The organism is Methylobacterium sp. SD274, assembly GCF_017355285.1.
In the GTDB taxonomy this organism is placed as follows: Bacteria; Pseudomonadota; Alphaproteobacteria; order Rhizobiales; family Beijerinckiaceae; genus Methylobacterium.
The window spans coordinates 1-21,931 of the sequence record NZ_JADIJP010000019.1; the positions used below are offsets into that span (position 1 = coordinate 1).

Annotated in this window: 26 protein-coding genes; 16 read left to right on the forward strand and 10 right to left on the reverse strand. The window is 66.5% G+C overall.

What is annotated here, in order from left to right; genetic code table 11:
- Window positions 1-627 (reverse strand): histidine phosphotransferase family protein (locus tag IPV08_RS16165; protein ID WP_207412610.1); only part of this gene is annotated, 627 nt, incomplete at its 3' end.
- 192 nt (window positions 628-819) lie between these two features.
- Here IPV08_RS16165 and IPV08_RS16170 point away from each other — a divergent pair.
- A complete protein-coding gene (locus IPV08_RS16170; RefSeq protein WP_056424893.1) occupies window positions 820-1,677 on the forward strand; it encodes a 3'(2'),5'-bisphosphate nucleotidase CysQ in 858 nt (285 codons plus the stop codon).
- A 14-nt stretch (window positions 1,678-1,691) separates the two neighbouring features.
- Here the strand turns inward: IPV08_RS16170 and IPV08_RS16175 are convergent, their stop codons facing one another.
- Complete coding sequence (locus IPV08_RS16175; RefSeq protein WP_246747994.1) at window positions 1,692-2,129, reverse strand: YHS domain-containing (seleno)protein; 438 nt, start codon at window positions 2,127-2,129, stop codon at window positions 1,692-1,694.
- 161 nt (window positions 2,130-2,290) lie between these two features.
- Here IPV08_RS16175 and IPV08_RS16180 point away from each other — a divergent pair, with 161 nt between their 5' ends.
- The 12 genes from IPV08_RS16180 (at window position 2,291) to IPV08_RS16235 (ending at window position 13,830) form a co-directional block, all read left to right on the forward strand.
- Window positions 2,291-2,935 carry a DUF1134 domain-containing protein gene (locus IPV08_RS16180; protein ID WP_207412611.1) on the forward strand — a complete coding sequence of 215 codons (645 nt, stop codon included), beginning with the start codon at window positions 2,291-2,293 and terminating at the stop codon, window positions 2,933-2,935.
- 240 nt (window positions 2,936-3,175) lie between these two features.
- A complete protein-coding gene (locus IPV08_RS16185; protein WP_207412612.1) occupies window positions 3,176-3,922 on the forward strand; it encodes a hypothetical protein in 747 nt (248 codons plus the stop codon).
- A 159-nt stretch (window positions 3,923-4,081) separates the two neighbouring features.
- Entirely contained in the window at window positions 4,082-4,354 is a 273-nt protein-coding gene (locus IPV08_RS16190) for a hypothetical protein (RefSeq protein ID WP_056424884.1), read from the forward strand.
- Window positions 4,355-4,506: 152 nt separating this feature from the next.
- Complete coding sequence (locus IPV08_RS16195; RefSeq protein WP_056424881.1) at window positions 4,507-4,815, forward strand: hypothetical protein; 309 nt, start codon at window positions 4,507-4,509, stop codon at window positions 4,813-4,815.
- Window positions 4,816-4,911: 96 nt separating this feature from the next.
- On the forward strand, window positions 4,912-6,186 hold the full coding sequence (gene lysA / locus IPV08_RS16200; RefSeq protein ID WP_207412613.1) for a diaminopimelate decarboxylase: 1,275 nt from the start codon (window positions 4,912-4,914) through the stop codon (window positions 6,184-6,186).
- A 219-nt stretch (window positions 6,187-6,405) separates the two neighbouring features.
- On the forward strand, window positions 6,406-9,030 hold the full coding sequence (locus IPV08_RS16205; RefSeq protein ID WP_246747995.1) for a TIGR02302 family protein: 2,625 nt from the start codon (window positions 6,406-6,408) through the stop codon (window positions 9,028-9,030).
- Between the two features lie 99 nt (window positions 9,031-9,129).
- Window positions 9,130-9,315, forward strand: a complete 186-nt coding sequence (locus tag IPV08_RS16210; RefSeq protein WP_056424872.1) for a twin transmembrane helix small protein — start codon at window positions 9,130-9,132, stop codon at window positions 9,313-9,315.
- 145 nt (window positions 9,316-9,460) lie between these two features.
- Window positions 9,461-10,078, forward strand: coding sequence for an acyloxyacyl hydrolase (locus IPV08_RS16215; protein ID WP_207412614.1), 618 nt, complete (start codon window positions 9,461-9,463; stop codon window positions 10,076-10,078).
- Between the two features lie 32 nt (window positions 10,079-10,110).
- Complete coding sequence (locus IPV08_RS16220) at window positions 10,111-10,683, forward strand: cob(I)yrinic acid a,c-diamide adenosyltransferase (protein WP_207412615.1); 573 nt, start codon at window positions 10,111-10,113, stop codon at window positions 10,681-10,683.
- A 220-nt stretch (window positions 10,684-10,903) separates the two neighbouring features.
- Complete coding sequence (locus IPV08_RS16225; RefSeq protein WP_056258098.1) at window positions 10,904-11,653, forward strand: electron transfer flavoprotein subunit beta/FixA family protein; 750 nt, start codon at window positions 10,904-10,906, stop codon at window positions 11,651-11,653.
- A 134-nt stretch (window positions 11,654-11,787) separates the two neighbouring features.
- Window positions 11,788-12,738 carry an FAD-binding protein gene (locus IPV08_RS16230; RefSeq protein ID WP_207412616.1) on the forward strand — a complete coding sequence of 317 codons (951 nt, stop codon included), beginning with the start codon at window positions 11,788-11,790 and terminating at the stop codon, window positions 12,736-12,738.
- Window positions 12,739-12,948: 210 nt separating this feature from the next.
- Entirely contained in the window at window positions 12,949-13,830 is an 882-nt protein-coding gene (locus IPV08_RS16235; protein WP_207412617.1) for a 3-hydroxybutyryl-CoA dehydrogenase, read from the forward strand.
- A gap of 196 nt (window positions 13,831-14,026) precedes the next feature.
- Here the strand turns inward: IPV08_RS16235 and IPV08_RS16240 are convergent, their stop codons facing one another.
- The 3 genes from IPV08_RS16240 to upp form a co-directional block, all read right to left on the reverse strand.
- A complete protein-coding gene (locus tag IPV08_RS16240) occupies window positions 14,027-14,329 on the reverse strand; it encodes a hypothetical protein (protein WP_207412618.1) in 303 nt (100 codons plus the stop codon).
- Window positions 14,330-14,498: 169 nt separating this feature from the next.
- Window positions 14,499-15,515, reverse strand: coding sequence for an NAD(P)H-quinone oxidoreductase (locus IPV08_RS16245; RefSeq protein ID WP_207412619.1), 1,017 nt, complete (start codon window positions 15,513-15,515; stop codon window positions 14,499-14,501).
- Window positions 15,516-15,600: 85 nt separating this feature from the next.
- Window positions 15,601-16,263 (reverse strand): uracil phosphoribosyltransferase, encoded by a 663-nt coding sequence (gene upp / locus IPV08_RS16250; protein ID WP_207412620.1) that lies wholly within the window; start codon window positions 16,261-16,263, stop codon window positions 15,601-15,603.
- A 215-nt stretch (window positions 16,264-16,478) separates the two neighbouring features.
- Between upp and IPV08_RS16255 the strand changes: the two genes are divergently transcribed.
- Window positions 16,479-16,745 carry a hypothetical protein gene (locus IPV08_RS16255; RefSeq protein WP_056424843.1) on the forward strand — a complete coding sequence of 89 codons (267 nt, stop codon included), beginning with the start codon at window positions 16,479-16,481 and terminating at the stop codon, window positions 16,743-16,745.
- 76 nt (window positions 16,746-16,821) lie between these two features.
- Here the strand turns inward: IPV08_RS16255 and IPV08_RS16260 are convergent, their stop codons facing one another.
- Together IPV08_RS16260 and IPV08_RS16265 are read right to left on the reverse strand one after the other, a co-directional pair.
- Entirely contained in the window at window positions 16,822-17,277 is a 456-nt protein-coding gene (locus IPV08_RS16260) for a DUF2852 domain-containing protein (protein WP_207412621.1), read from the reverse strand.
- Between the two features lie 83 nt (window positions 17,278-17,360).
- Window positions 17,361-18,005: a WHG domain-containing protein gene (locus tag IPV08_RS16265; protein WP_207412622.1), complete on the reverse strand. Its 645-nt coding sequence runs from the start codon at window positions 18,003-18,005 to the stop codon at window positions 17,361-17,363.
- Window positions 18,006-18,199: 194 nt separating this feature from the next.
- Between IPV08_RS16265 and zigA the strand changes: the two genes are divergently transcribed.
- Window positions 18,200-19,417, forward strand: coding sequence for a zinc metallochaperone GTPase ZigA (gene zigA, locus IPV08_RS16270; RefSeq protein WP_207412623.1), 1,218 nt, complete (start codon window positions 18,200-18,202; stop codon window positions 19,415-19,417).
- On the forward strand, window positions 19,417-19,746 hold the full coding sequence (locus IPV08_RS16275; protein WP_207412624.1) for a hypothetical protein: 330 nt from the start codon (window positions 19,417-19,419) through the stop codon (window positions 19,744-19,746). Before zigA ends, IPV08_RS16275 begins: the two co-directional genes overlap by 1 nt.
- Here IPV08_RS16275 and IPV08_RS16280 read toward each other — a convergent pair.
- The 3 genes from IPV08_RS16280 to IPV08_RS16290 all read right to left on the reverse strand — a co-directional run bounded on the left by IPV08_RS16280 (window position 19,736) and on the right by IPV08_RS16290 (window position 21,817).
- Window positions 19,736-19,927, reverse strand: a complete 192-nt coding sequence (locus tag IPV08_RS16280; RefSeq protein WP_207412625.1) for a DUF1192 domain-containing protein — start codon at window positions 19,925-19,927, stop codon at window positions 19,736-19,738. The genes IPV08_RS16275 and IPV08_RS16280 overlap by 11 nt on opposite strands.
- A gap of 29 nt (window positions 19,928-19,956) precedes the next feature.
- Complete coding sequence (locus IPV08_RS16285; protein WP_207412626.1) at window positions 19,957-20,871, reverse strand: alpha/beta hydrolase; 915 nt, start codon at window positions 20,869-20,871, stop codon at window positions 19,957-19,959.
- Window positions 20,872-20,953: 82 nt separating this feature from the next.
- Entirely contained in the window at window positions 20,954-21,817 is an 864-nt protein-coding gene (locus tag IPV08_RS16290; protein WP_056258234.1) for a lytic transglycosylase domain-containing protein, read from the reverse strand.
- Between the last annotated feature and the right edge of the window lie 114 nt (window positions 21,818-21,931).

Below are 21,931 nucleotides of genomic sequence, written 5' to 3' on the forward strand. Positions count from 1 at the left end.
GCTGATCGTCACTTCGTCGCCTTCGATCCCGAAGCGCACGTTCATCGCGGCGACACGCGCGACGAGGCCCGCATAGAACGGCAGGATGCTGTGCGCGTCCACCGCGCCGTTCTCCGGCGTTCCCGCGATCAGATCCTCCACATGCGCCGGGATGCGGGCATGCGACCCCTTCGACCTGATGACGATGGAGGGAGCCTCGCCGTCGCCGCTCACCACCACGTCGATGCGGCCGCCGCGCGGGATCGTGGTGGTGGCGATCATCACGAGGTTGAGCAGGAGCTTGACCTTGTTCTTCGGATAGAGCGCCTGCGGCGCGCTCCAGGTCAGCTGGGTCTTCTCGTCGCCGAACATCCCGCGGGAGACCTTCTCGGCATCCGCGAGGTCGATCGAGGCGCCCGCCGATCCGGCGGCGCCGAAGGCGATGCGGGCGAATTGCAGCCGCGCCGAGGCCTGTTTCGCGCTCTTGCTGATGAGTTCGAGGGCGAATTCCCGCATCGAGGTGTCGCTCTCGTCCTCCAGGACTTCGAGCCCGTTCACGATGGCGCCGACGGGGCTGATCACATCGTGGCAGACGCGCGAGCACAGCAGCGCGGAGAGATCGAGGGAATCGAGATCGACGGGGGTCATCGTGCTCTCCGCACAGGGCAATGAATGGGCCGCCGATGCGGCCGGTCCGTCGGCTCCGAGAGATGAAACCGACTGGGTGCGGCACCGATAGACGGCACAGCATGCTTTGAAAAGCGACGCGACGAGTGCGTGGGACGCTTTGAAGCCGACTCTAGAGTCGACAAGGCGCGGCTCGCAAGGCAAGACTTTCCCATGCCCCTCGATCCGCGGATGCGCGACAGCATCGCGACGACATTGACCGACATCGCCTGCGAAGCGGGCGACATCCTCCGACGACATCATGGTGGCGATTGCGCACACGTGATCAAGCCGGACGGGACCCCTTCGAGCGTCGCCGATATCGCCTCCGAAAAGCTGATCATCGAAGCACTGAAGCAGCGTTATCCAACGATCCCGATCGTTTCCGAGGAATCCACCCACGACCTGCCGCCGGCCGACCTGTTCTTCCTGGTCGATCCATTGGACGGCACGCGCGATTTTCTCGCGGGAAACCCGGATTACAGCGTCAATATCTGCCTGATCGAAGGAAACAGGCCTGTGGCCTCGGCCGTGGCCGGTCCGGGTATCGGCCGCGTCTGGGGGGCCGGCGTCACCGCGTTCGAGGCGGTGATCCATCGCGGGCGACCGACGGGGCGGAATGCGATCCGGGTCCGGAAAGTACCGGAGGACGGGCTCGTGGCCCTGGTCAGCCGCCGCCACGGCGACACCGAGACGGAGGCCTGTCTCGCCGGCCTTCCCATCGGTCAGAGGCGGGGTGTGGCCTCGGCCCTGAAATTCTGCCTCATCGCCTCGGGCGAGGCCGATATCTATGTCCGCTGCGGCCCGACCATGGAGTGGGACACGGCCGCCGGGGATCATGTGCTGACCACGGCCGGCGGCAGGGTCGTCGTGCCCTCGGGGCGCGAGATCACCTATGGCCATTACCGCATCTTCTACCGTAACGGCCCTTTCGCAGCCCTTGGGGATCCGAGCTATACCAGCCGTCTCGGACTGCCCGATCGGGGGCCCAACCTGAATACGATCCGGGAGGGGCACACCGCGCGGCCCTGACCGGGGCGTCCGTGTCAGCGGGTCACGCCGTCCTCCGTGAGCGACTTCAGGCTCGGCCACGTCTCTTCCGCCACCCCGATGATGGCGGGAGACGCCACTACCTTCGCGCGATGTTCCGGGTTGCGGAACAGGTAGAGCGCATCCCCCGTCGGACCGGGCAGGATCGCGAAGACCAGCGGGTCCGTATCGACGATCCGGCCATCGACGATCCCGATCGGATCGTAGCCGCCGAGACGCGGTGCGTAGACCGACGGCGCATCCCGGAACGCCGCGAGATTGCTCGCCTTCGAAAAGCGCCAGGTCCGGTTCTTCCAGACCCATTCGTAGGTCGCTTTGCCGGCGACCGGCTGGCCTTCGGGGTCGAGGAAGTAGCTCACCGCGTCGAAACCGTTGAGGGCGATCAGCCCCTGTCCCGCCGAGGCGCTTCGAGGTGCGGCGAGGCACGACGCCAACGCGACCGCTCCGAAGTTACGCCGCGTTAACCCTATCATGCGGTACTTCATGCTCGACTCGGCGCGACGCAAGCTCGTCTCTCCGCTCGTCCCGGACCGGATAAACCCATTCGCCAGAATGTGGGTGATCGGGACGGATGTCGAACCATTGATGGGCGAACATGGAGCTCCGGATGACAGATCCTTCGAATCCCCTCTCCGCATCCGCCGAGCCCTCGCCGCTCATCACCCGTCGGCGCGTTCTGAGCCTCGGCGTGGCAGCCGCCGCGCTGTCGATCGCCGCGTCCGTCGCCCCGGCTCTGGCCTTCGACGAGCCGCCCCCGGGCCGTTTCCGTCCGGCCGAGATCGTGGATAACGGGCATAAGTTCTTCGGCTCCATGTCGCGCGGCCTCGCCCTCACCGTCGAGGAGGCGACCCGCCGTTGGGGCGAGCCCAACGGCTACATCCTCGGGCAGGAAGCCTCCGGCGCCATCGTGGGCGGCGTCCGCTATGGCGAAGGCACACTCTATACCCGCAATGCCGGGCAGCGTCGGATCTACTGGCAGGGACCGTCCATCGGGTTCGATGTCGGCGGCGACGGCGACCGCACGATGATGCTCCTCTACAACATGCCCTCGGTCTCCGGCCTCTACCGGCGCTTTGCCGGGGTCGACGGCTCGGCCTATTTCATCGGCGGGTTCGGGATGACCGCCGTCACGAATGACGGAATGGTGGTGGTGCCGATCCGGACCGGTGTCGGCGCGCGCCTCGGGATCAATGTCGGCTACCTCAAGTTCACGTCGAAGCCGACTTGGAACCCGTTCTGATCCGATCCGCCCGGCTCGGTCGGCGGTGGGTTGTCTCAAGCCGTTCAAAGGATTGGTCTCGCACGGGGGAAATGGTTTAAAGACGTTCACGCTGAGGTCTGTCGGCTCGCGCATCTGGCCTATGCAAGCCCGCGGCGGCGTGCCAACGCGAGCCTGCTTAGACCGTTGAAATCTCGCAGGTTTCAAGGCGCAGAACCGGTGACCACTTTTGCGAAACCTGCTTAGGAAGAGCATGCCCGCGTGATCGAAACCGTGATGATCTTCGCGCTCGGCTTCCTTGCGGCGAGCCTCTGCGCCCTCATGGTCCTGCCGGCCGTGAACGCCCGGGCGATCCGTCTCTCCAAGCGTCGGCTCGAAGGGCTCGTCCCCCTCTCCGCCTCCGAGATCGCCGCCGAAAAGGATTTCCTGCGCGCGCGTTTCGCCGTCACCCAGCGCCGTCTCGAGCGGAAGGTGGAGGCCGCACGCGCGAGCCGCCATTCGGATATGGCAGCCATCGGAGCGCGGACCCTCGAGATCGCCGCACTGGCTCGAAATGTGGAGGAGCGGGATGCCACCCTCGCATCCACGAGAGCGACCCTCGACGGCGTCGAACGCGACCTCGCCACCGCTCGCGCGGAAGGAACCCTCAGCCTCGCCACGCTCGAAGTCCTGGAGAACGCCCATCGCGATCTCATCGACGATCTCCATGCGCTACGCAGCCCAGTGGCATCGTCGGAGACCGTGGAAGGAGACGCCGCCAGCGACGAACCCGCGCCGGATCTCCAAGCCCGCTACGTAGCGCTTCTGGAGGAATGCGAGGCGCTGCGAGCGGCAAAGGCGGCGCAGGCTAACGTGCCGCAAGACCAGGAGATCGCCGTTCTTCGCCAGCGTATCGTCGAGGTGGCGGATTCGCTGCTGAGGCAGAACCGGCTTCCGTCCGTCGATGTTTTCCCCATGCCCGGCGCGCAGGCCGGCCCTGTTCCGTTGAAACAGGCCGAACGGGTGTGAACAGCCGCCGAAGCCTGACAGGATTGTTGCAGGTCATGGAAGCTGTGGCGTAGAAGCCGCGTTGTTCATGGGATGACCACCGGCGTGCCTTGTTTCGACCATGCATAGGCATCATCGGGTTCGTCACATCTCCACTGTCTGAGACGGATCTCGTTCCCTATGGCATTCAAGTCGACTTCGCTTGCCCTCGCTCTCGCCACCATGGCCGTGTTCTCGTCGGCAGCGGCTTTCGCTCAAGCCGCTCCCCAGACGAAGCGGGGCAACGAGACGTTGAAGAAGTATTGCACCGGCGATTACCTCACCTATTGCGGGAACCTCTCTCCCGACGATCCGGCGGTGGACAAGTGCTTCCAGACCAACTGGACCAAGCTGTCCGAGAATTGCCGCCGTGCGATCGACGCCTACGAGAAGACGGGCGGCAAGAAAGGCTGACCAGCCCGGCTGACCGGCCCGGCTGACACGAAGGTTTGATCCCTTTCCCTGAGGCCTCCGGGCCTCAGGCTGCACAAAGCGTGGCCGTTGCGCTCGCATCGGCGAGCGGCAGCGGCTATGATGCCGCCGCCTGAGGTGCCGGACCCGCGTTGATGTTGTTTCGTTCCCGACTGACGTTGCTCCTCGCTGTGGGCTGCGTGGCCCTCGCCGGTTCCGGCTGCGGCCGGCGCGGTGCCCTGCAGGCCCCCGATACGCGAGCACCGGTGCAATCCTCAGGGATCGGCCTCGGAGCGTCGCCGGTGGCGGATGCCACCGCGGTGGCCGATGGCGACGACCTCGACCCCACGGCGATTTCCGGTACGCCCCAGGCGATCTTCGAGGCTCCCGTACAGACCTCGAGGGGCGTCAAGCGCGGCTATACCGTCCCCAAACAGCCCTTCATCCTCGATCCGCTCCTCTAGAATGACGCGGGCCTGACGTCCGTCCCGACGGGGCTATGTCGGGCGTGCCGTCTTCTGTCAGGTTCGCGTTTCGGGATTCGCGTCCCAAGGCCCGCCATGCACCATTTCCAGTATCGTGACGGCCGGCTGGCCGCTGAGGATGTCGACCTGACGGGCCTCGCGGCCGAGATCGGTACGCCGTTCTATTGCTACTCCACGGCGACGCTTGAGCGGCATTACCGCGTCTTCGCCGAAGCCTTCGCCGGGGACGACGCCCTCGTCTGCTATGCGATGAAGGCGAATTCCAACCAGGCGGTGCTCACCACCCTGGCCCGTCTCGGGGCGGGGATGGACATCGTCTCCGAGGGAGAGTTGCGGCGGGCGCTTGCCGCCGGCGTCGATCCGCAGCGGATCGTGTTCTCCGGCGTGGGCAAGACCCGCGAGGAGATGGCAGCGGCCCTGCATTCCGGCATCTACTGCTTCAACGTGGAGAGCGAGCCCGAGCTCGAAACCCTGTCCGAGGTGGCCTCTTCTCTCGGGGCGACTGCTCCGGTCTCCGTCCGGGTCAACCCGGACGTGGATGCCGGGACCCATGCCAAGATCTCCACCGGAAAATCCGAGAACAAGTTCGGCATCCCCATCGGGCGCGCGGCGGACGTCTATGCCCGCGCGGCGTCCCTGCCGGGAATCGCCGTGGCCGGCGTCGATATGCATATCGGCAGTCAGATCACCGATCTCGCGCCCTTCGCCCATGCGGCCGGGCTCCTGGCCGAATTGGCGCGCAGCCTGATGGCGCAGGGTCATCCCCTGCATCACATCGATTTCGGCGGCGGTCTCGGCATTCCCTATCGCGAGGACAACGCCCCTCCCCCGGAGCCCGCCGCCCTGGCGGATATCCTGCGCCCGCATTTCCGGCCCCTCGGCCTGCGCCCGGTCTTCGAGATCGGCCGCATGATCGCCGGCAATGCCGGCATCCTCGTGACCCGCGTCCTCTACGTGAAGCGCACGGAGGGCCGGACCTTCGTCATCGTCGACGCGGCGATGAACGATTTGATCCGCCCGACGCTCTACGAGGCCTACCACGCCCTTCGCCCGGTCATCGAGCCCGGTGCCGACACTCCCCGCCTCGTCGCCGACGTGGTCGGGCCGGTCTGTGAGAGCGGCGACTATATCGCGCTGGCCCGGGATATCCCCGATGTCGCACCGGGCGACCTCGTCGCCGTGATGACGGCGGGCGCCTACGGGGCTGTCCAGGCCGGAACCTACAATACGCGCCGCCTCGTGCCAGAGGTTCTGGTGAGTGGCGACCGCGCCGCCATCGTCCGGCCGCGTCAGACCTACGACGACCTCATCGGCCTCGACCGCGTGCCCGACTGGCTGCGGTCGGACTAAGCAGGTTTAGTAAAAGTGGTCACCGGTTTTGCGTTCCGAAACCTGCGACACTTCAAAGGCCTAAGCGAGGTGAAGCGTTGGCTCGCCAATGCGAACCTGCTTGGCCGCGCAGCCGCGATGCGGGTGGGCCGATTTGACCCGATCGCCGCGCGCCGCCACCATGCTAGGCTGACATGGCGGGATGCCTGGAGCATTCCCCGCCTCGGGAGCCCAAACAGAATGGACGAGGCCGACGCGACGACCTCCAAAGCGACCGAGATGACGGCGCCGAAGACGCCAGCAGCCCGAAGCCGGCTCGATCGGCTCGTGTCGCAATCGCAGGCCGCCGGATTGTGGGAACGTGCCTGGCCGCTCGTCTGGCGAGCGCTTGCCGTGGTCCTGGCTTTCCTCGCGGCCTCGTGGCTTGGGCTCTGGCTCGATCTGTCGCCGTTCTGGCGTATCGCCGGACTCGCCGCCTTCGCTCTCGCCTTCCTCGCCGCTCTGGTGCCGCTGGTCCGCCTATCGCGCCCGAGCCGCCGCGAGGCACTGGCCCGCCTCGACCGTGACGCCGCCCACGGCGCTTCGTCCCACAATCCGGCCTCGGCCATCGAGGATACCCTCGCCGTCGGAACGACGGACCCGGCGACGCAGGCGCTTTGGGCGCTGCATCAGCGCCGCGCAGCCGAGGCCGTCTCTCGCTTGAGCGTCGGCCTGCCCCGTCCGGGCATGCCGCGCCGCGACCCCTTCGCCCTTCGCGCCGGCCTCGTCGTGGCGGCGTTGGCCAGCCTGTTCGTCGCAGGCCCGGAATGGCGCCAACGGATCGGAAGCGCGTTCGACTGGCACGAGGCCGCCGGCCCGGGACCGAACTTTCGCGTCGATGGCTGGATCGATCCGCCGCTCTATACGAGGCTTCCGCCCCTCGTCGTCACGATGAACGGCACAGAGCAGCGCCTGCGCGCACCGGTCAACTCGACGCTGATCGTCCGCATCGCCGGCCAGGGCGATGTCGTGCTGACGCCGAATGCGGGTTTCAAGCCTCTCCCCGGCAAGGAAGCGCGTCCCGACCTTCGTGAGGACCGTTTCCAGCTCGTCGGCGGCACCGCCGATCTCATCATCGCCGCGGGCTCGGCGCCCAAGCAGCATCTCATCGTCGAGACCATCCCGGACCTCGCCCCGGAAGTCCGGCGCGTCGGCGCCCTGGAGGTGAATGCGCGCGGCACCTTCAATCTGAGCTACCGCGCCAAGGACGATTACGGCATCGCTTCGGCCGACGGGATCGTCGAACCCCTGACAGGCGGTCGCTCCCTGGTGCCCCTGCCCAAGATGCCTCTCGCTTTGCCCTCGGACGCGAGCGGCGAGACCGATACGAAGACCCTCGTGGACCTCACCGACAATCCCTGGTCGGGCGCGCGGGTCCGGCTGACCATCGTGGTGAAGGACGAGGCCGGCCAGGAGGGGCGAACCGAGACGGCGGAGATCACGCTGCCGGCCCGGCCGTTCCGCGAGCCCCTGGCGCGCGCCCTGGCCGAGGAGCGTCGGCGCCTCGTCACCGCTCCCGACGAAAGCCGGCGCCGGGTGCAGACCGCCCTCGACGCGCTGATGATCGCACCGGATCAGTTCACGCCACAGCCCTCGATCTTCCTCGGGCTGCGCACCGCGTCCCGCCGGCTCAAGGCGGCACGGACCGACGACAACCTGATCGAGGTGGCCGACCTGCTGTGGGAGATGGCGCTCAAGATCGAGGATGGCGACCTCTCCGATGCGGAGAAGAGCCTGCGCGCTGCCCAGGACAGGCTGAAGGACGCCATCGACCGCAACGCGCCGGACGAGGAAATCAAGAAGCTGACGGAGGACCTGAAACAGGCCCTCGACAAGTTCATGAAGCAGATGGCCGAGCGCCAGCAGAAGCAGCCTCAGCAGCAGGGCGAGAAGGGCAAGTCGCAGCAGAACGCCAAGACCGTCACCCCGGACGATCTGAACAAGATGCTGAAGGACATGGAAGAGGCGATGAAGCGCGGCGACACCGCCGAGGCGCAACGCCTGCTCGAACAGCTGCGCAGCATCCTCGAGAACCTCCAGACCGCCGAGCCGGGAGCCAAATCCGACCCGAATGGCCGTGAGATGAGCAAGCAGGCCGAGGAACTCGACAAGATGTCCCGCGAGCAGCAGGCGCTCCGCGACGAGACCTTCAAGGACGGCCAGAACAAGCGCGGCCAGCAGCCCGGGCAGAAGCAGGGCCAGAAGCCCCAGCGCGGCCAGCAGGGGCAGCAGCAGAATGGCGACCAGGGCCAGCAGGGCGGAGAGCAGGGCCAGCAAGGGCAACAGGGTCAGAAAGGCCAGAAGGGCGATCAGGGCCAGGGTGGCGCCGGCGAACGCCAGCAGGCTTTGCGCCAGCGTCTCGAAGATCTGCAGAAGCGGATGAAGGAGCTCGGGATGCAGGGCGAGGAAGGCCTCGCCGATGCCGAAGAGGCGATGCGCGACGCCGAAAGCGCCCTCGGCGAGGGCAAGGAAGGCGATGCCGTCGACGCTCAGGGCCGCGCCCTCGATGGGCTCAAGCGCGGCGCGGACGGCATGCAGAAGCAGATGGAGGAGATGGCCCAGGGCGAGGGTGAAGGCGAGGGCGAGCAGGAGGGCGGCGAGAACCCGAGCCAGCAGGGGCAGGCCGGCAATCGTGACGACGATCCGCTCGGCCGTCCGACCAAGGGCCGCGACCTCTCCGACGGCCGTGGCAAGGTTCCGACCGCCGACGAATCCGCGGTCCAGCGTACGCGCCGGATCATGGAGGAGCTGCGGCGCAAGCTCGGCGATCCGAGTCGGCCCAGGGAAGAGCTCGACTATTTCGAGCGCCTGCTCCGGCGAAACTGAAGGTCGCACCCGTTCCGCGGGTGCGATCCCCTGCCCTATGGGCTAGGGGATCGGCAGAGCCATATGGGCTCCATCCCCCCGTTCTGAGCGCGAGCCTCCATGTCATCCAACACCCTGGTCCTCGTCGCCTGCCTTGCCGTGGCCGTCGTGCTGTTTCTCGGTCTCATCAACATGATGCGTGGGGGCAGCGCCAACCTGTCTCAGCGGCTGATGCGCCTCCGCGTACTGCTCCAGTTCTTGGCGATCATTTTCATCATGGGCGTCGTCTGGTGGCGCTCCGCCTGAGCAATCATCACATCTCGGTGAGTGTGGCGGCTGGGTCTCACCTCTCGTCTAAGACGATATCGGGACGGGATTACTGATCGTCCGGGCTGACACCAGCGTATTCCTGCGTGGTAGGAAGGTCGGGTTCACTTTGGATCCGTCATCGATGCAAGCCATCTGCTCTCGCCTGGTCGGCGGCATTCTCGCCCTGCCCGTCGTGTGTTCCGCCCAGGCCGCCGATCTCGGATCGCCGCCTCCCGCTGCGGCCTACGTCACGCCTGTCCAGCCGCTGAGCATCGTGTCCGAAGTGCGCATCGGCGGGGCCGTGCAGGATCCCGGCAGCGCCGAGAAGAACACCAACGCCATCAACGGCGAGATCCTGTTCTCCAAGCCGGTGGTGAGCCTCGATCCGTTCTGGCAGGCCTTCGTGCCGCGCCCGACCGTGGGCGGCAGCTACAATTTCGATGGTCGCACCAGCTTCGCCTATATCGGCGCGACCTGGACGGTGGACCTCTTCCCGCAGACCCTGAACAACCGGGTCTTCCTCGAAGGCTTCTTCGGCGCGGGCGCGCATAACGGTTATACCGGCCTGAAGGCCAACGCACCGGCGGGCTTCAACGCCCTGGGCTGCAACCCGCTCTTCCGCGAAGCGGCGGCGCTCGGCTATCGTCTGACCGAGCATTGGAGCATCATGGCCACCGTCGAGCACATGTCGAATGCCGGCCTGTGCCACGAGAATCGCGGCCTGACGAATTTCGGCGGCAAGATCGGCTACACGTTCTGAGCCCGACGCCCGGATCTGAGATCGGATAACCCTTGGTCACCCTGAACCGCATCTACACGCGCACCGGCGACAAGGGCTCCACGGCGCTCGCCAATGGCGAACGTCGCTCCAAGGCGGATCTGCGGGTCGAGGCCTACGGGACGGTCGATGAGACCAATGCGTGTATCGGCCTCGTCCGTCTCCACGCCGATATCGTCCTCGACGCGATGCTCGGCCGTATCCAGAACGACCTGTTCGACCTCGGGGCCGATCTCGCGACCCCGGAAAGCGACGAGCCGCCGGCCTACGAGCCCCTGCGTATCGTCGCCAGCCAGGTGAAGCGGATCGAGGCGGATATCGACGTGCTCAATGCCGAGCTGTCGCCGCTGAAATCCTTCGTATTGCCCGGCGGTTCCGCGGCCTCAGCCGCGCTCCATCTCGCCCGTACGATCTGCCGCCGGGCCGAACGCCTGACGGTGGCCCTCGCCGCCGTGGAGGGCGAGCGCGTTTCGCCCGAGGCGCTGCAATACCTCAACCGCCTGTCGGACTTCCTCTTCGTGGCGAGCCGCACGGCCAATGCCAATGGAGCCGACGACGTGCTCTGGGTTCCAGGCAAGAACCGCTGAAGCGGGAAATCTGGTAGACCGCATACAAGCGAGCGTGAATTACGGATCGCATGTGTTCGACGCGGGGCTAGACTGTCGCACGCGTTGACAAGTCTGAAATCCCCCCGTTACGGTCCGCCGCTTCATTCCAAGAGGGTGCCCGGACCTTCGACCGCGTCGAAGGCCCCTCGCGCGCTGCGCCGGCCCTTGCCAAGAAAATCATTGGAGGATTGTGACCGCCATGAAGGTTCTGGTGCCCGTCAAGCGGGTCGTCGACTACAACGTCAAGATCCGCGTCAAGGCCGACGGTTCGGGCGTTGAACTCGCCAACGTCAAGATGTCGATGAACCCGTTCGACGAGATCGCCGTCGAAGAGGCGATCCGTCTGAAGGAGAAGGGCAAGGCGACCGAAATCGTCGCCGTGTCCATCGGTCCGCAGCAGGCGCAGGAGACCTTGCGCACGGCTCTGGCCATGGGTGCCGACCGGGCGATCCTGGTGAAGACCGACGGGCTCGTGGAGCCGCTGGCGGTGGCCAAGATCCTGAAGGCCGTCGTGGAGAAGGAGGCCCCCGGCCTCGTCATCCTTGGCAAGCAGGCCATCGACGACGATTCCAACCAGACCGGGCAGATGCTCGCCGCCCTGCTCGATTGGCCGCAGGGCACATTCGCATTCAAGCTCGAGTTCGGCGAGGGTTCGATCGACGTCACCCGTGAGGTCGATGGCGGCCTGCAGACCGTCACCCTCGCCCTGCCGGCGATCGTGACCACGGATCTGCGCCTGAACGAGCCGCGCTACGCGTCGCTGCCCAACATCATGAAGGCGAAGAAGAAGCCCCTCGAGGAGCTGAGCCCCGATGCGCTCGGCGTCGACGTGACGCCGCGGGTCAAGGTGCTGAAGACCGTCGAGCCGGCCGGACGCAAGGCGGGCATCAAGGTCGGCTCCGCGGCCGAACTGGTCCAGAAGCTGAAGGGCGAAGCCTCGGTCATCTGAGCTTCAGGCTCCGTCCGCGCTCCGGCCGTCGCAGGATGGCCGGCGCCGGCCCACAATCCTTATCCTCGGCCGCAGTCCGGCGCGACGCCGCGACGGATGCCAGGCCGCACCGCATATGAGGTTCGACGCATAGCATGGCCATTCTCCTCCTCATCGAGCACGATAACGGCGCCGTGCGCGACGCCAGCCTGAAGGCGCTCTCCGCCGCCAAGGAAATCGGCGGACCGATCCACGCCCTGGTCGCCGGTGCGGCGAGCCGCCCGGCAGCCGATGCCGCCGCCGCCCTCGACGGTGTCGAGAAGGTGCTGCTGGCCGAGGATGCCGCCTACGACCACGCCCTGGCCGAACCGACGGCGGCGCTGATCGTCTCTCTCGCTGGCGATTACGACATGATCATCGCCGCCGCCTCCACCACCGGAAAGAACGTGCTGCCGCGCGTGGCCGCTCTTCTCGACGTGGCGCAGATCTCCGACATCATGAGCGTGATCTCGCCCGACACGTTCGACCGGCCGATCTATGCCGGCAACGCGATCCAGACCGTCCAGGCCGCCGAGGGCAAGAAGGTCATCACGGTCCGCATGGCGGCGTTCAAGGCCGCTGCCGCCGGGGGATCGACGGCTCCGGTGGAGCCCGTCACGGTGAGCGCGCCCGCTTCGTCCAAATCCACCTTCAAGGGCGAGGAGATCGCCCAGTCCGACCGGCCCGAACTGGCCGCCGCCAAGATCATCGTCTCGGGTGGCCGCTCGCTCGGCTCCTCGGACAAGTTCAAGGAGCTCATCGAGCCGCTGGCCGACGCTCTCGGCGCGGCCGTGGGTGCCTCGCGTGCCGCCGTCGACGCGGGCTACGCTCCGAACGACTGGCAGGTCGGCCAGACCGGCAAGGTCGTGGCGCCGGACCTCTACGTGGCGGTGGGCATCTCCGGCGCGATCCAGCATCTGGCCGGCATGAAGGATTCGAAGGTCATCGTCGCCATCAACAAGGACGAGGATGCGCCGATCTTCCAGGTGGCGGATTACGGCCTCGTCGGCGACCTGTTCCAGATCGTCCCGGAGCTTCAGGCCGAGATCGCCAAAGCCAAGGGCTGACCCTCAGCCCCGGAACCACGACAGGACTTCGCCGCAGCCATCCGCGGCGGAGTTCTTTTCCCATTTAAGCGCTTGCCCGGGCTGCACCTCAGCGAGAAAATGATCTAGGAATTTTGTGCGCCGCATTTCAATTGCGGCGCCAACGCCTCGATCGCTAGGCGGGCGTTCTGCGGCCGAACCGGCCGCGCCTCAGGGGTGCGAGTTCAAGCGATGGCCATCGAGATCAAGACCGTCGGAATCATCGGCGCCGGCCAGATGGGAAGCGGCATCGCCCATGTCTGCGCCATGGCCGGACTGGACGTGCGGCTGAACGACCGCGACACCGCCCGGATCCATAGCGGGCTCGCGACGATCGACGGCAATCTGGCGCGTCAGGTCTCCAAGGGTACGATCACCGACGAGCAGAGGCGCAGCGGCGTCGCCCGTATTCAGGCCGCCGAGAGCTATGACGACCTCGCCCCCTGCGATCTCGTCATCGAGGCGGCGACAGAAGACGAGGCGACCAAGCGCCAGATCTTCACCGCCCTGTGCCCCTCGCTGAACCCCGACGCCATCGTGGCGACGAACACGTCGTCGATCTCGATCACCCGCCTCGCCGCCGCGACCGACCGGCCGGAGCGGTTCATCGGCATCCATTTCATGAATCCGGTCCCCGTCATGCAGCTCGTTGAGCTGATCCGGGGCATCGCGACGGCAGACCCAACCTACGTTTCGGCCAAGGCCTTCATCGCCAAGCTCGGCAAGACCTCCACCATGTCGGAGGATTTCCCGGCCTTCATCGTCAACCGCATCCTGCTGCCGATGATCAACGAGGCGATCTATACGCTCTATGAGGGCGTCGGCTCCGTTGAGGCCATCGACACCGCGATGAAGCTCGGTGCCAACCATCCGATGGGACCGCTGCAGCTGGCCGATTTCATCGGCCTCGATACCTGCCTGTCGGTGATGCAGGTGCTCTACGAAGGGCTGGCGGATTCGAAGTACCGCCCCTGCCCGCTTCTGGTGAAATATGTCGAGGCCGGCTGGCTCGGCCGGAAGACGAAGCGCGGCTTCTACGATTATCGTGGCGAAGTTCCGGTTCCGACCCGCTGAGAGTAGGCGGAACGCGAAGGCTTAGATCCTGAGTGGTGATCGTAGCTCTTCATGCAAAGACCTCTAGCGAGAGATCTCACCAGACCAACAGTGCGTCTCAATAAAAAACGCTACGGCTTCGAAGCGGATAAGTCCGCCGCAATGCCGTAGCGCGCTGTCATCATCGCCGGTCGTTAGGACCGACTTGACGTCTGGATTATTTCTGGCCGCCATTGGCCGAAGGCTGGGCCGGCGCCGGGTAGGCTGGGTTGCCAGCGGGAACGTTGCCGGTATTCGCCGACGAGGTTCCGTTTCCGGACCCGTTCACGGAGCCGGTGACCTGACCACGGGAGGAGTCCTGGCTCTGCGAGGCGTAGTCTTTCGGAGAGTTCGCACCCTGCCAGGTCATCAGACCGGTGATGGCGATGGCGAGGAGGACGAGGCTGCCGATCAGGACGTAGAGGACTGGCTTGCCCTTCTTGCCCTGACGCGCGTCCTGGCCGTCGAGTCGTTCTGCCATGGGATACCTTTCGAAGCTCGGCCGGGGACGGCCGTCATGTTCAACCTGAGACGCGGATGTCCCATTTGGTGGATTGAACGCGACGGCCGAGCTCCCTGTTCCGAGTCGATTGGCCCTGGTCGCGGCATATGACGCAAAAGCCGCAGCTACATCCAGGTTAACCCCTGCGTCACCGCGCGGTCGTCAGCATGATCTTGCCGAGATGCGCACTAGATTCCATGAGCGCATGGGCCTCGGACGCCTTCTCCAAAGGGAAGGTGGCGTGGATGATCGGCTTCATCCGGCCATCGGCGAGGAGGGGCCAGATGTCCCGGCGCAGGCCCTCGGCGATGGCCGCCTTCTCCGCTTTGGGACGCGCCCGCAGGGTCGCACCGGTGAAGGTGAGCCGCTTCATCATGATCGGCGTCATGCTGAAGCTCTCGACCTTGTAGCCCTGCATGAAGGCGATCTGCACGAGACGTCCCTCGATCGCCAGGGAGGCCAAGTTGCGGGCGAGGTAAGGTGCGCCCACCATGTCGAGGATGACATCGACGCCCTTGCCCTCGGTGAGGCGCTTAATCTCCTCGGCGAAATCCGCCTCCCGGTAATTGATCGCCTCGTCGGCGCCGAGTTCCTTGCAGAAGGCGCATTTCTCGGCGGATCCGGCGGTGGCGAAGACCCGCGCGCCGTGGAGCTTCGCCATCTGGATCGCCGTGGAGCCGATGCCGCTCGATCCGCCATGGACGAGGAAGCTCTCACCCGGCTTCAGCCGCCCGCGCTCGATGACGTTGCTGTAGACGGTGAAATAAGTCTCCGGCAGCCCGGCGGCCTCGATCAGTGAGAGCGGCGCCGGGCGCGGCAGGCATTGTCCGGTTTCGGCCACGGCGAATTCGGCGTAACCGCCGCTGATGGTGAGGGCGCAGACCTCGTCGCCGATGGCGAAACCCTCCGCCCCCTCGCCGAGGGCCGCGATCCGGCCGGCGACTTCGAGGCCCGGGATCTCGGTGGCCCCTTTCGGCGGCGGATACTTGCCTTCGCGCTGCTGGATGTCGGGCCGGTTCACGCCGGCCGACACGACTTCGATGAGCACCTGGCCGGGACCCGGCTGGGGCAGCGGCACCGTCTCGAGAGTCAGGACGTCCGGCCCACCTGCTCCCGCGAACCGGATCTGGCGCATGGTCTCGGGCAGGTCTGGGCTTGACGTCATTGCATCACATCTCCGGTTGGCGTGACCCGTCATGTGCGGCCGGAGGGCGGGTTGGCAAGGGCGCAGTTGTTAAGTGCGGAATGTCTCAGCGGGTGCCGTACATCCGGTCGCCGGCATCGCCGAGGCCTGGCACGATATAGCCGTGGTCGTTGAGGTGGCAGTCGATGGAGGCGGTCCAGACCGGCACGTCGGGATGCGTCGCCTGAAGCTTGGCGACGCCTTCGGGCGCGGCGAGGAGGCAGACGAAGCGCAGGTCGCGCGCGCCGCGCTGCTTCAGGAGGTCGATGGCCGCGATGGCCGAATTGGCCGTGGCGAGCATCGGGTCGAGGACGAGGACGGTGCGGTCGGCGAGGTCGGACGGAGCCTTGAAGTAATATTCCACTGCCTCCAGCGTCTCGGGGTCGCGATAGAGCCCCACATGGGCGACGCGCGCGGAGGGCACCAGCGACAGCATGCCGTCGAGGAAGCCGACGCCCGCGCGCAGGATGGGGGCGAGAACCAGCTTCTTTCCGGCGATCTGCGGTGCCTCCATCGCCTGGATCGGCGTCTCGATCGTCACCCGCTCCAGGGGAAGGTCGCGGGTGACCTCATAGGCGAGGAGCATCCCGATCTCGTTGAGGATCTGGCGGAAGCCTTTGGTCGAGCGCTCCTTCTGGCGGAGCAGGGTCAGTTTGTGCTGGACCAGGGGATGGTCGACCACCGTGACCGTCGCGCGGATCTCCGCGCCGGGACCGTCCGTATTCGCCATCGCCTTCACTCCCCCGAGAACCGGCCCACCGTGCCACGGACGGCACCGGACAGACCCCACGCTCTTTTGAACTCCCGCCCTTATGGCCCCCCGGGGCATGAAAATCCGATAAATAAGCGCGGCCATGACACGGTGGGGGGCGCGTCCCGGTCGTCGGAGCGATGCAAACAGGGTGGTCCGGTTCGTCGATGAAACTTATCCGAAACAGTACGCCCATGAGCAAGTCCGCCCGTAACGACAGGGTCCGCTATCGCGCCACGTTCCTCAATACGCTCGGGGCGTCCCTGGTGATGGTCGGCTTCTTCCTGCCGGGGATGCGGCTCTACGAAGGGTTTGACCACCGCCTGTCCCGCTCCGAGGCGTGGAGCGTCTCGCTGCGGTTCTTCCAGACCGAGCCGGGTGCGGTGAGCGTGACGGCGCTGATCCTCGGCTTCTGCCTGCACTTCATCGCCCTGCATCACCTGAAGAAACTGCAGGATTGATCTCGCCGCCGGACAAACGAAAAAGGGCTCCCTGCATCGCTGCCGGAAGCCCTCTTTGCCCCGAATGGGGGATCGGTCAGACGCTCTGCGTCGGGCCGCTATTGTTGCGCTTGGCCATGAAGGCATCGAACTGCTCGCGGTCCTTTGCGCGCTTCAGTTCTTCCACGAACTCGGCGAAAGCGCGGCTCTCCTCCTGCAGCGCCTTGCGCTGGGCATTGAGCCGGTCGAGTTCGGCGCGGCGGTAATCGTCGAAGGCAAGGTTGCCGGTGCCGCGCAGGTCTGCGGCCTCGAACGCCTGGGCGAAGCGCGACCTGCGCATGCCCGCCTGCCAATCGGATCCGCGGCCGATCATGCCGCGCAGTTCGGACAATGCCGGGTAACCCGCCACCTTCCAGGCGATGTAGGCCGCCGCCAACGGCCACCAATAGAAGAACGCGACGACGACGGCGCCGATCTCGAAAGAGCGGCGGGGAAACGGACCGCTGCGGCAGGCTTTGCCGGTGGCCCAGGGAGAGGTCGAGGAAAAGCTCACGGCTCACAGCTCCGATGTTAATGTGAACCACATTTACTTGCGAATGCGACGTGGCGGTTTCAAGGGTCGTTTTCAGGAGAGTGTCAGGCCAAGGGTCGAGGGCGTCCCGCGCCATGGACGAGGGCCAGCACGCCGGCGCGTAGCAACTCGTATTTGTCTGGCATGCCCGGCCCCTTCGGCAGATGGCCGGAGGCCGAGAGCGTGGCGAGCCCGTGCGAGAGGGCCCAGACTTCCAGGGCGACGAAACGAGGCTCGACTCCGCCGAATCCATCCGGAAACGTCGATTTCAGCGCTTCGAGCAGAAGGTCGAAGGGGCTGGGCCTGGGCGGGACGTCGGAGGCTGCAGAATCCGCTGCCATCGGTGCGCCACGCGTCTCGAAGATCGCGGCATAATAGCCGGGCTCTTCCTCGGCGAAGGCGAGATAGGCCTCCCCCATTCGGGTGAAGCGCTCGAGAGGTGTTCCGCGTGAGGTGAGGGAGCGTGCCAGACGCTCGGCGAGGTCGGTGAAGCCACGGCCGGCCACCTCCTCCAGCAGAGCTTCGCGACCCCGGAAATGACGATAGAGCGCGGCGGGGGTCACTCCGACGAGGCGTGCCGCATCGACCAGGGTGAAACCGCCCACGCCGCGCTCGGCGATGAACCGGCGCGCCGCTTCGATCAGCGCCTCTTTGAGGTTGCCGTGATGGTAGCTGCGCCGGTCTCCCGGTCCTTCTCGCCAGGGTCGCACTGGATTCCATCCTCGGGCGATCGCCGGCCAGCGGCTGCACCTTTGCCGCGACTCTGCCGGGATGGCCCTCCCCTAACACGCGGAGCGCGCTTTTCGACCCTCCTCTGTCTACCCGTGGACAGAGATTTTCAAACGGGATTGACAGGGACGATCCCACGAATTGTAATAGTATTACATTACATAGTGGATTTCCGATGAGCCAGCGCGATCACCGTCTCCCCGTCACCGTCCTTTCCGGCTTCCTCGGTGCCGGCAAGACCACGCTGTTGAACCACATTCTCAAGAACCGCGAGGGACGACGCGTCGCCGTGATCGTCAACGACATGAGTGAGGTGAACATCGACGCGGCCCTGATCCGTGAGGGCAGCGCCAACCTCTCCCGCACCGACGAACGCCTGGTGGAGATGACCAATGGCTGCATCTGCTGCACGCTGCGAGACGACCTCCTGGCCGAAGTCCGGACGCTCGCGGAGGAAGGGCGGTTCGATTACCTCCTGATCGAAGGCACCGGCATCGCCGAGCCGCTACCGGTGGCGAGCACCTTCTCGTTCCGCGACGAAGACGGGGCTGCGCTGAGCGACGTCGCCCGCCTCGACACCATGGTCACCGTGGTCGACGCCGTCAGTCTCCTGCGCGATTACGGTTCGACGGCGTTCCTGCGCGACCGGGGCGAGATTGCGGGCGAGGAGGATGCCCGGACCCTTGTCGACCTTCTCGTGGAGCAGATCGAGTTCGCCGATGTGGTCGTCGTCAACAAGGCCGGTGATGTCGGGGCGGATCAGCTCGCTCTGGTCCGCTCGGTGATACGCGGGCTCAATGCCGATGCCCGCATCGTCGAGGCCTCCTATGGCCGCGTCCCCCTCGATCGGGTTCTGGATACCGGCCTGTTCAGCGAGGAGAAGGCGCAGGAACACCCGCTCTGGTTCAAGGAACTCTACGGCGGCGCCGATCACATGCCCGAAACCGAGGAATACGGGATCGGCTCCTTCGTCTACCGGGCTCGCCGGCCCTTCGCGCCCGAGGCCTTCGATGCCTTCACCAAGGCGACATGGCCGGGCCTCATCCGCGCGAAGGGGCATTTCTGGCTGGCGACGCGCCCGGACTGGGTCGGTGAATTCTCCCTCGCCGGTGCCGTCGCGCGGGTTTCGCCGATGGGGGCGTGGTGGGCCTGCGTGCCGAAGGCCCGCTGGCCAGATGATGCGGAGTGGCGCAATCACCTGTCCCGGAACTGGAGCGAGCCCTGGGGCGACCGCCGCCAGGAACTCGTCTTCATCGGGACGGGTCTCGACCAGGCAGCGATCACCGCCGCACTCGACGCCTGTCTGGTCGGTTCCGAGGAGGTGACTCGGTTCGATCCGGCGCCCTACCGCGCCCTGCCCGATCCGTTTCCCGCCTGGCAGCGTGCCGCCTGATGGCGTTCTTTTCCCTCAAGGATGCCCGCGCCCGCTCGGCCGCACGGTCGGCCGATGCGGCGAGGCTCAAGGGCGCGCTTCGCCTGGGTCTCGGGCTCGGCGAGGATGACGTCCTCGCCGTCAACGAAATCGCCTGTGGCGAGCCCGGCTGCGCCGATCGCGAGACCATCGTCCTGGTGATGCGGGTCGGCGAGCCGACGCGGGCGCTGAAGATCGCGCGTGGACTCGAGGCGGTCGTGGCCGACGACATCGCCCGGCTGGGCGAGGAAGAGGATGCCATGAGGCGGGAGGGCGCGGCCCCGCCCGGGGAGTCCGCGCCTACAGTTTGAAGATCGAGGATGCCCGGTCCAGCGCGGACTTCTTGCCCGTTCGGGCCGATTCCAGGCGCTCGATCTCGGCGCGCAGCAGGGCGATCCGCTCGGCGATCTCGTCGAGGGAGAGGGTGTCGAGGCTCTCGCCGATCGTATGGGAGACCGTGCGCTTCGGCCGGTCCGTGTCGTCGTCGCGCATGGCTTGTCCCCCTGTCTTCCGGCGCTCGCCTAACGGTCCCACCGCGAGACCGAGCGAACGTGCTGTTGAGTGCCGGCATATTGCTTGAGGAATGTCGTCATTTCCGACAGTTCCGGCGCTTTCGAGCGGAAGGTGACCGAGAGGGCCAGAAGCGTGTCGGCATGGTCGAGGCCGGGATAGATCCGCTCCTGCACCGGCACGCGCATCGCGCGCAGTCGCGCCGCGAGGCTCTGGGTATTCTGCGGACGGACGATGGTGTCGTTGCCGCCCGTGGCCAGGAATGCGGGCGGTGAATGAGGGCTGGCGAAGGTGATCGGCTGCGTCGCCGCCGGGTCGGGGGCCTGTCCGAACACGTCCCGCGAGGTGTCCTGGTCGAAAGGATGGAAGTCGTAGGGGCCGGACAGACCGGCCACGGCCCGGATCACCTTCGGGTCGACGCCCGCCTTGCGCAGGTAGCGCGGATCGAGCCCGAGCATCAGGGCATTGTAGGCCCCGGCCGAATGGCCCGCGAGAACGATGCGGCGCGGGTCGCCGCCATATTCGGCGATGTTGTCGCGAACCCAGGCGATGGCGGCGGCGCCGTCATCGAGGAAGTCGGGGAACCGAACTTCCGGATAGACCCGGTAATCGGGAATGACGGTGACGAAACCCTGGGCCGCCAGGGCCTGACCGACGAATTCGTAATCGTCCTTCGCGCCCGATTTCCACGAGCCGCCATAGAAGAAGACCAGCACCGTCGCATCCGCCGCGCCGCCGACGGGCGTGAAGACATTGAGGCGTTGCCGCGGATGGGTGCCGAAGGCGGCGCTCTTCTGGGCGAGCCGGCCGCCCTGGTCGCGCGGGCCAATGGCATCGAAGAGGGCGAGGGGCGAACAGGCCGTGACCCCGAAGGCGGCCAGTGCGAGGCAGGCGAGAGTGGCGAAGGCGGCGAAGGCGCGGGTCATGCATCTCTCAAACGGGGAAACGAAGACCCGAATGACACGTGCCGCACGGCGGATTCATGACCGGAAAAAGGGTTTTTCGGATTCAGGTGCGCAGCACGATGCAGGCGCCGCCAACCTTCCGGATGCGGCCGCACAGGATATCGCCCGCCGCCCGGCTCTCGGCCGGGATGCGGATCCGGTAGAAGGCGCGCGTGCCGCGACTGCGCAGGCGCGTCCCGATGATCATCGGCCGCACCTCGCCGATCACCCCGGCATAGAGTTTCCGGGTACGGGAGAAGCTCTGGAGGGCGAGGGATTTCGAGAAATTCCCGGCGAGCTGAATACCCCAGGGGGCGGCCGGCCCCTCGTTGCCGCCAAGGGCGAAGCGATCGCCGCGCGAGGGAATCCGCAACGCGGCGGTGACCTGCAGGCAGGTCTTCGGCGCTTCCGCCTTCGATGCTTCCTTCTTGGGGGCATCAGACTCTCCGTCGGCTCCGTTGACGGCCGCGCCCCCCCGCCAATCCTCCGCCGGCGCGCCGGTGATCGCCATCACGTAGGCGCGTGTCTCGGCGGGCAGGCCGCCCGTTCCGGCGAGCCAGCCCGAGACCCGGCCCGCGCCGCCATTATAGGCCGCCGCCGCGAGGCCGAGATTGCCGAACTGGCGATTGAGATCGGCGAGGAGATGGGCGGCGTGGGGGATCGCCTGTTCGGGATCGAACGGGTCGGTCAGTCCGCGCTCACGTGCCGTTCCCGGCATGAACTGCGCGACGCCCTGCGCACCGACCGGGCTCACGGCCGTGACGCGAAAACTGCTTTCCCGCCAGATCAGCCGCGTCAGGAACGGCACGGGCAGGCCGCGCACCCTGGCCGAATCCTCGATTAGGCGGCAGAGCGCCTGCTCTACGGTTTCCGTCGCCACCTCGGCCGAGGCCGGCGCGGCGGCGAGGAGACAACAGGCGAGGATCAGGCTGCGGAGGGATGTCACGGGGCGTTTGTAATGCGGTCTGGCGCCGGATCAATCGCCGTTCGCCGATCTCATCGCGCCGCGCTATAAGAACCTCGGCTTTCCCAATCCGCGGAC

Excerpts from the sequence above, each read along its gene's own strand:
- IPV08_RS16170 (WP_056424893.1), top strand. The coding sequence starts at position 820 with ATGCCCCTCGATCCGCGGATGCGCGACAGCATCGCGACGACATTGACC.
- IPV08_RS16180 (WP_207412611.1), top strand. The coding sequence starts at position 2,291 with ATGGAGCTCCGGATGACAGATCCTTCGAATCCCCTCTCCGCATCCGCC.
- IPV08_RS16190 (WP_056424884.1), top strand. The coding sequence starts at position 4,082 with ATGGCATTCAAGTCGACTTCGCTTGCCCTCGCTCTCGCCACCATGGCC.
- IPV08_RS16195 (WP_056424881.1), top strand. The coding sequence starts at position 4,507 with ATGTTGTTTCGTTCCCGACTGACGTTGCTCCTCGCTGTGGGCTGCGTG.
- lysA (WP_207412613.1), top strand. The coding sequence starts at position 4,912 with ATGCACCATTTCCAGTATCGTGACGGCCGGCTGGCCGCTGAGGATGTC.
- IPV08_RS16205 (WP_246747995.1), top strand. The coding sequence starts at position 6,406 with ATGGACGAGGCCGACGCGACGACCTCCAAAGCGACCGAGATGACGGCG.
- IPV08_RS16210 (WP_056424872.1), top strand. The coding sequence starts at position 9,130 with ATGTCATCCAACACCCTGGTCCTCGTCGCCTGCCTTGCCGTGGCCGTC.
- IPV08_RS16215 (WP_207412614.1), top strand. The coding sequence starts at position 9,461 with ATGCAAGCCATCTGCTCTCGCCTGGTCGGCGGCATTCTCGCCCTGCCC.
- IPV08_RS16225 (WP_056258098.1), top strand. The coding sequence starts at position 10,904 with ATGAAGGTTCTGGTGCCCGTCAAGCGGGTCGTCGACTACAACGTCAAG.
- IPV08_RS16230 (WP_207412616.1), top strand. The coding sequence starts at position 11,788 with ATGGCCATTCTCCTCCTCATCGAGCACGATAACGGCGCCGTGCGCGAC.
- IPV08_RS16235 (WP_207412617.1), top strand. The coding sequence starts at position 12,949 with ATGGCCATCGAGATCAAGACCGTCGGAATCATCGGCGCCGGCCAGATG.
- IPV08_RS16240 (WP_207412618.1), bottom strand. The coding sequence starts at position 14,329 with ATGGCAGAACGACTCGACGGCCAGGACGCGCGTCAGGGCAAGAAGGGC.
- IPV08_RS16245 (WP_207412619.1), bottom strand. The coding sequence starts at position 15,515 with ATGACGTCAAGCCCAGACCTGCCCGAGACCATGCGCCAGATCCGGTTC.
- upp (WP_207412620.1), bottom strand. The coding sequence starts at position 16,263 with ATGGCGAATACGGACGGTCCCGGCGCGGAGATCCGCGCGACGGTCACG.
- IPV08_RS16255 (WP_056424843.1), top strand. The coding sequence starts at position 16,479 with ATGAGCAAGTCCGCCCGTAACGACAGGGTCCGCTATCGCGCCACGTTC.
- zigA (WP_207412623.1), top strand. The coding sequence starts at position 18,200 with ATGAGCCAGCGCGATCACCGTCTCCCCGTCACCGTCCTTTCCGGCTTC.
- IPV08_RS16275 (WP_207412624.1), top strand. The coding sequence starts at position 19,417 with ATGGCGTTCTTTTCCCTCAAGGATGCCCGCGCCCGCTCGGCCGCACGG.
- IPV08_RS16280 (WP_207412625.1), bottom strand. The coding sequence starts at position 19,927 with ATGCGCGACGACGACACGGACCGGCCGAAGCGCACGGTCTCCCATACG.
- IPV08_RS16285 (WP_207412626.1), bottom strand. The coding sequence starts at position 20,871 with ATGACCCGCGCCTTCGCCGCCTTCGCCACTCTCGCCTGCCTCGCACTG.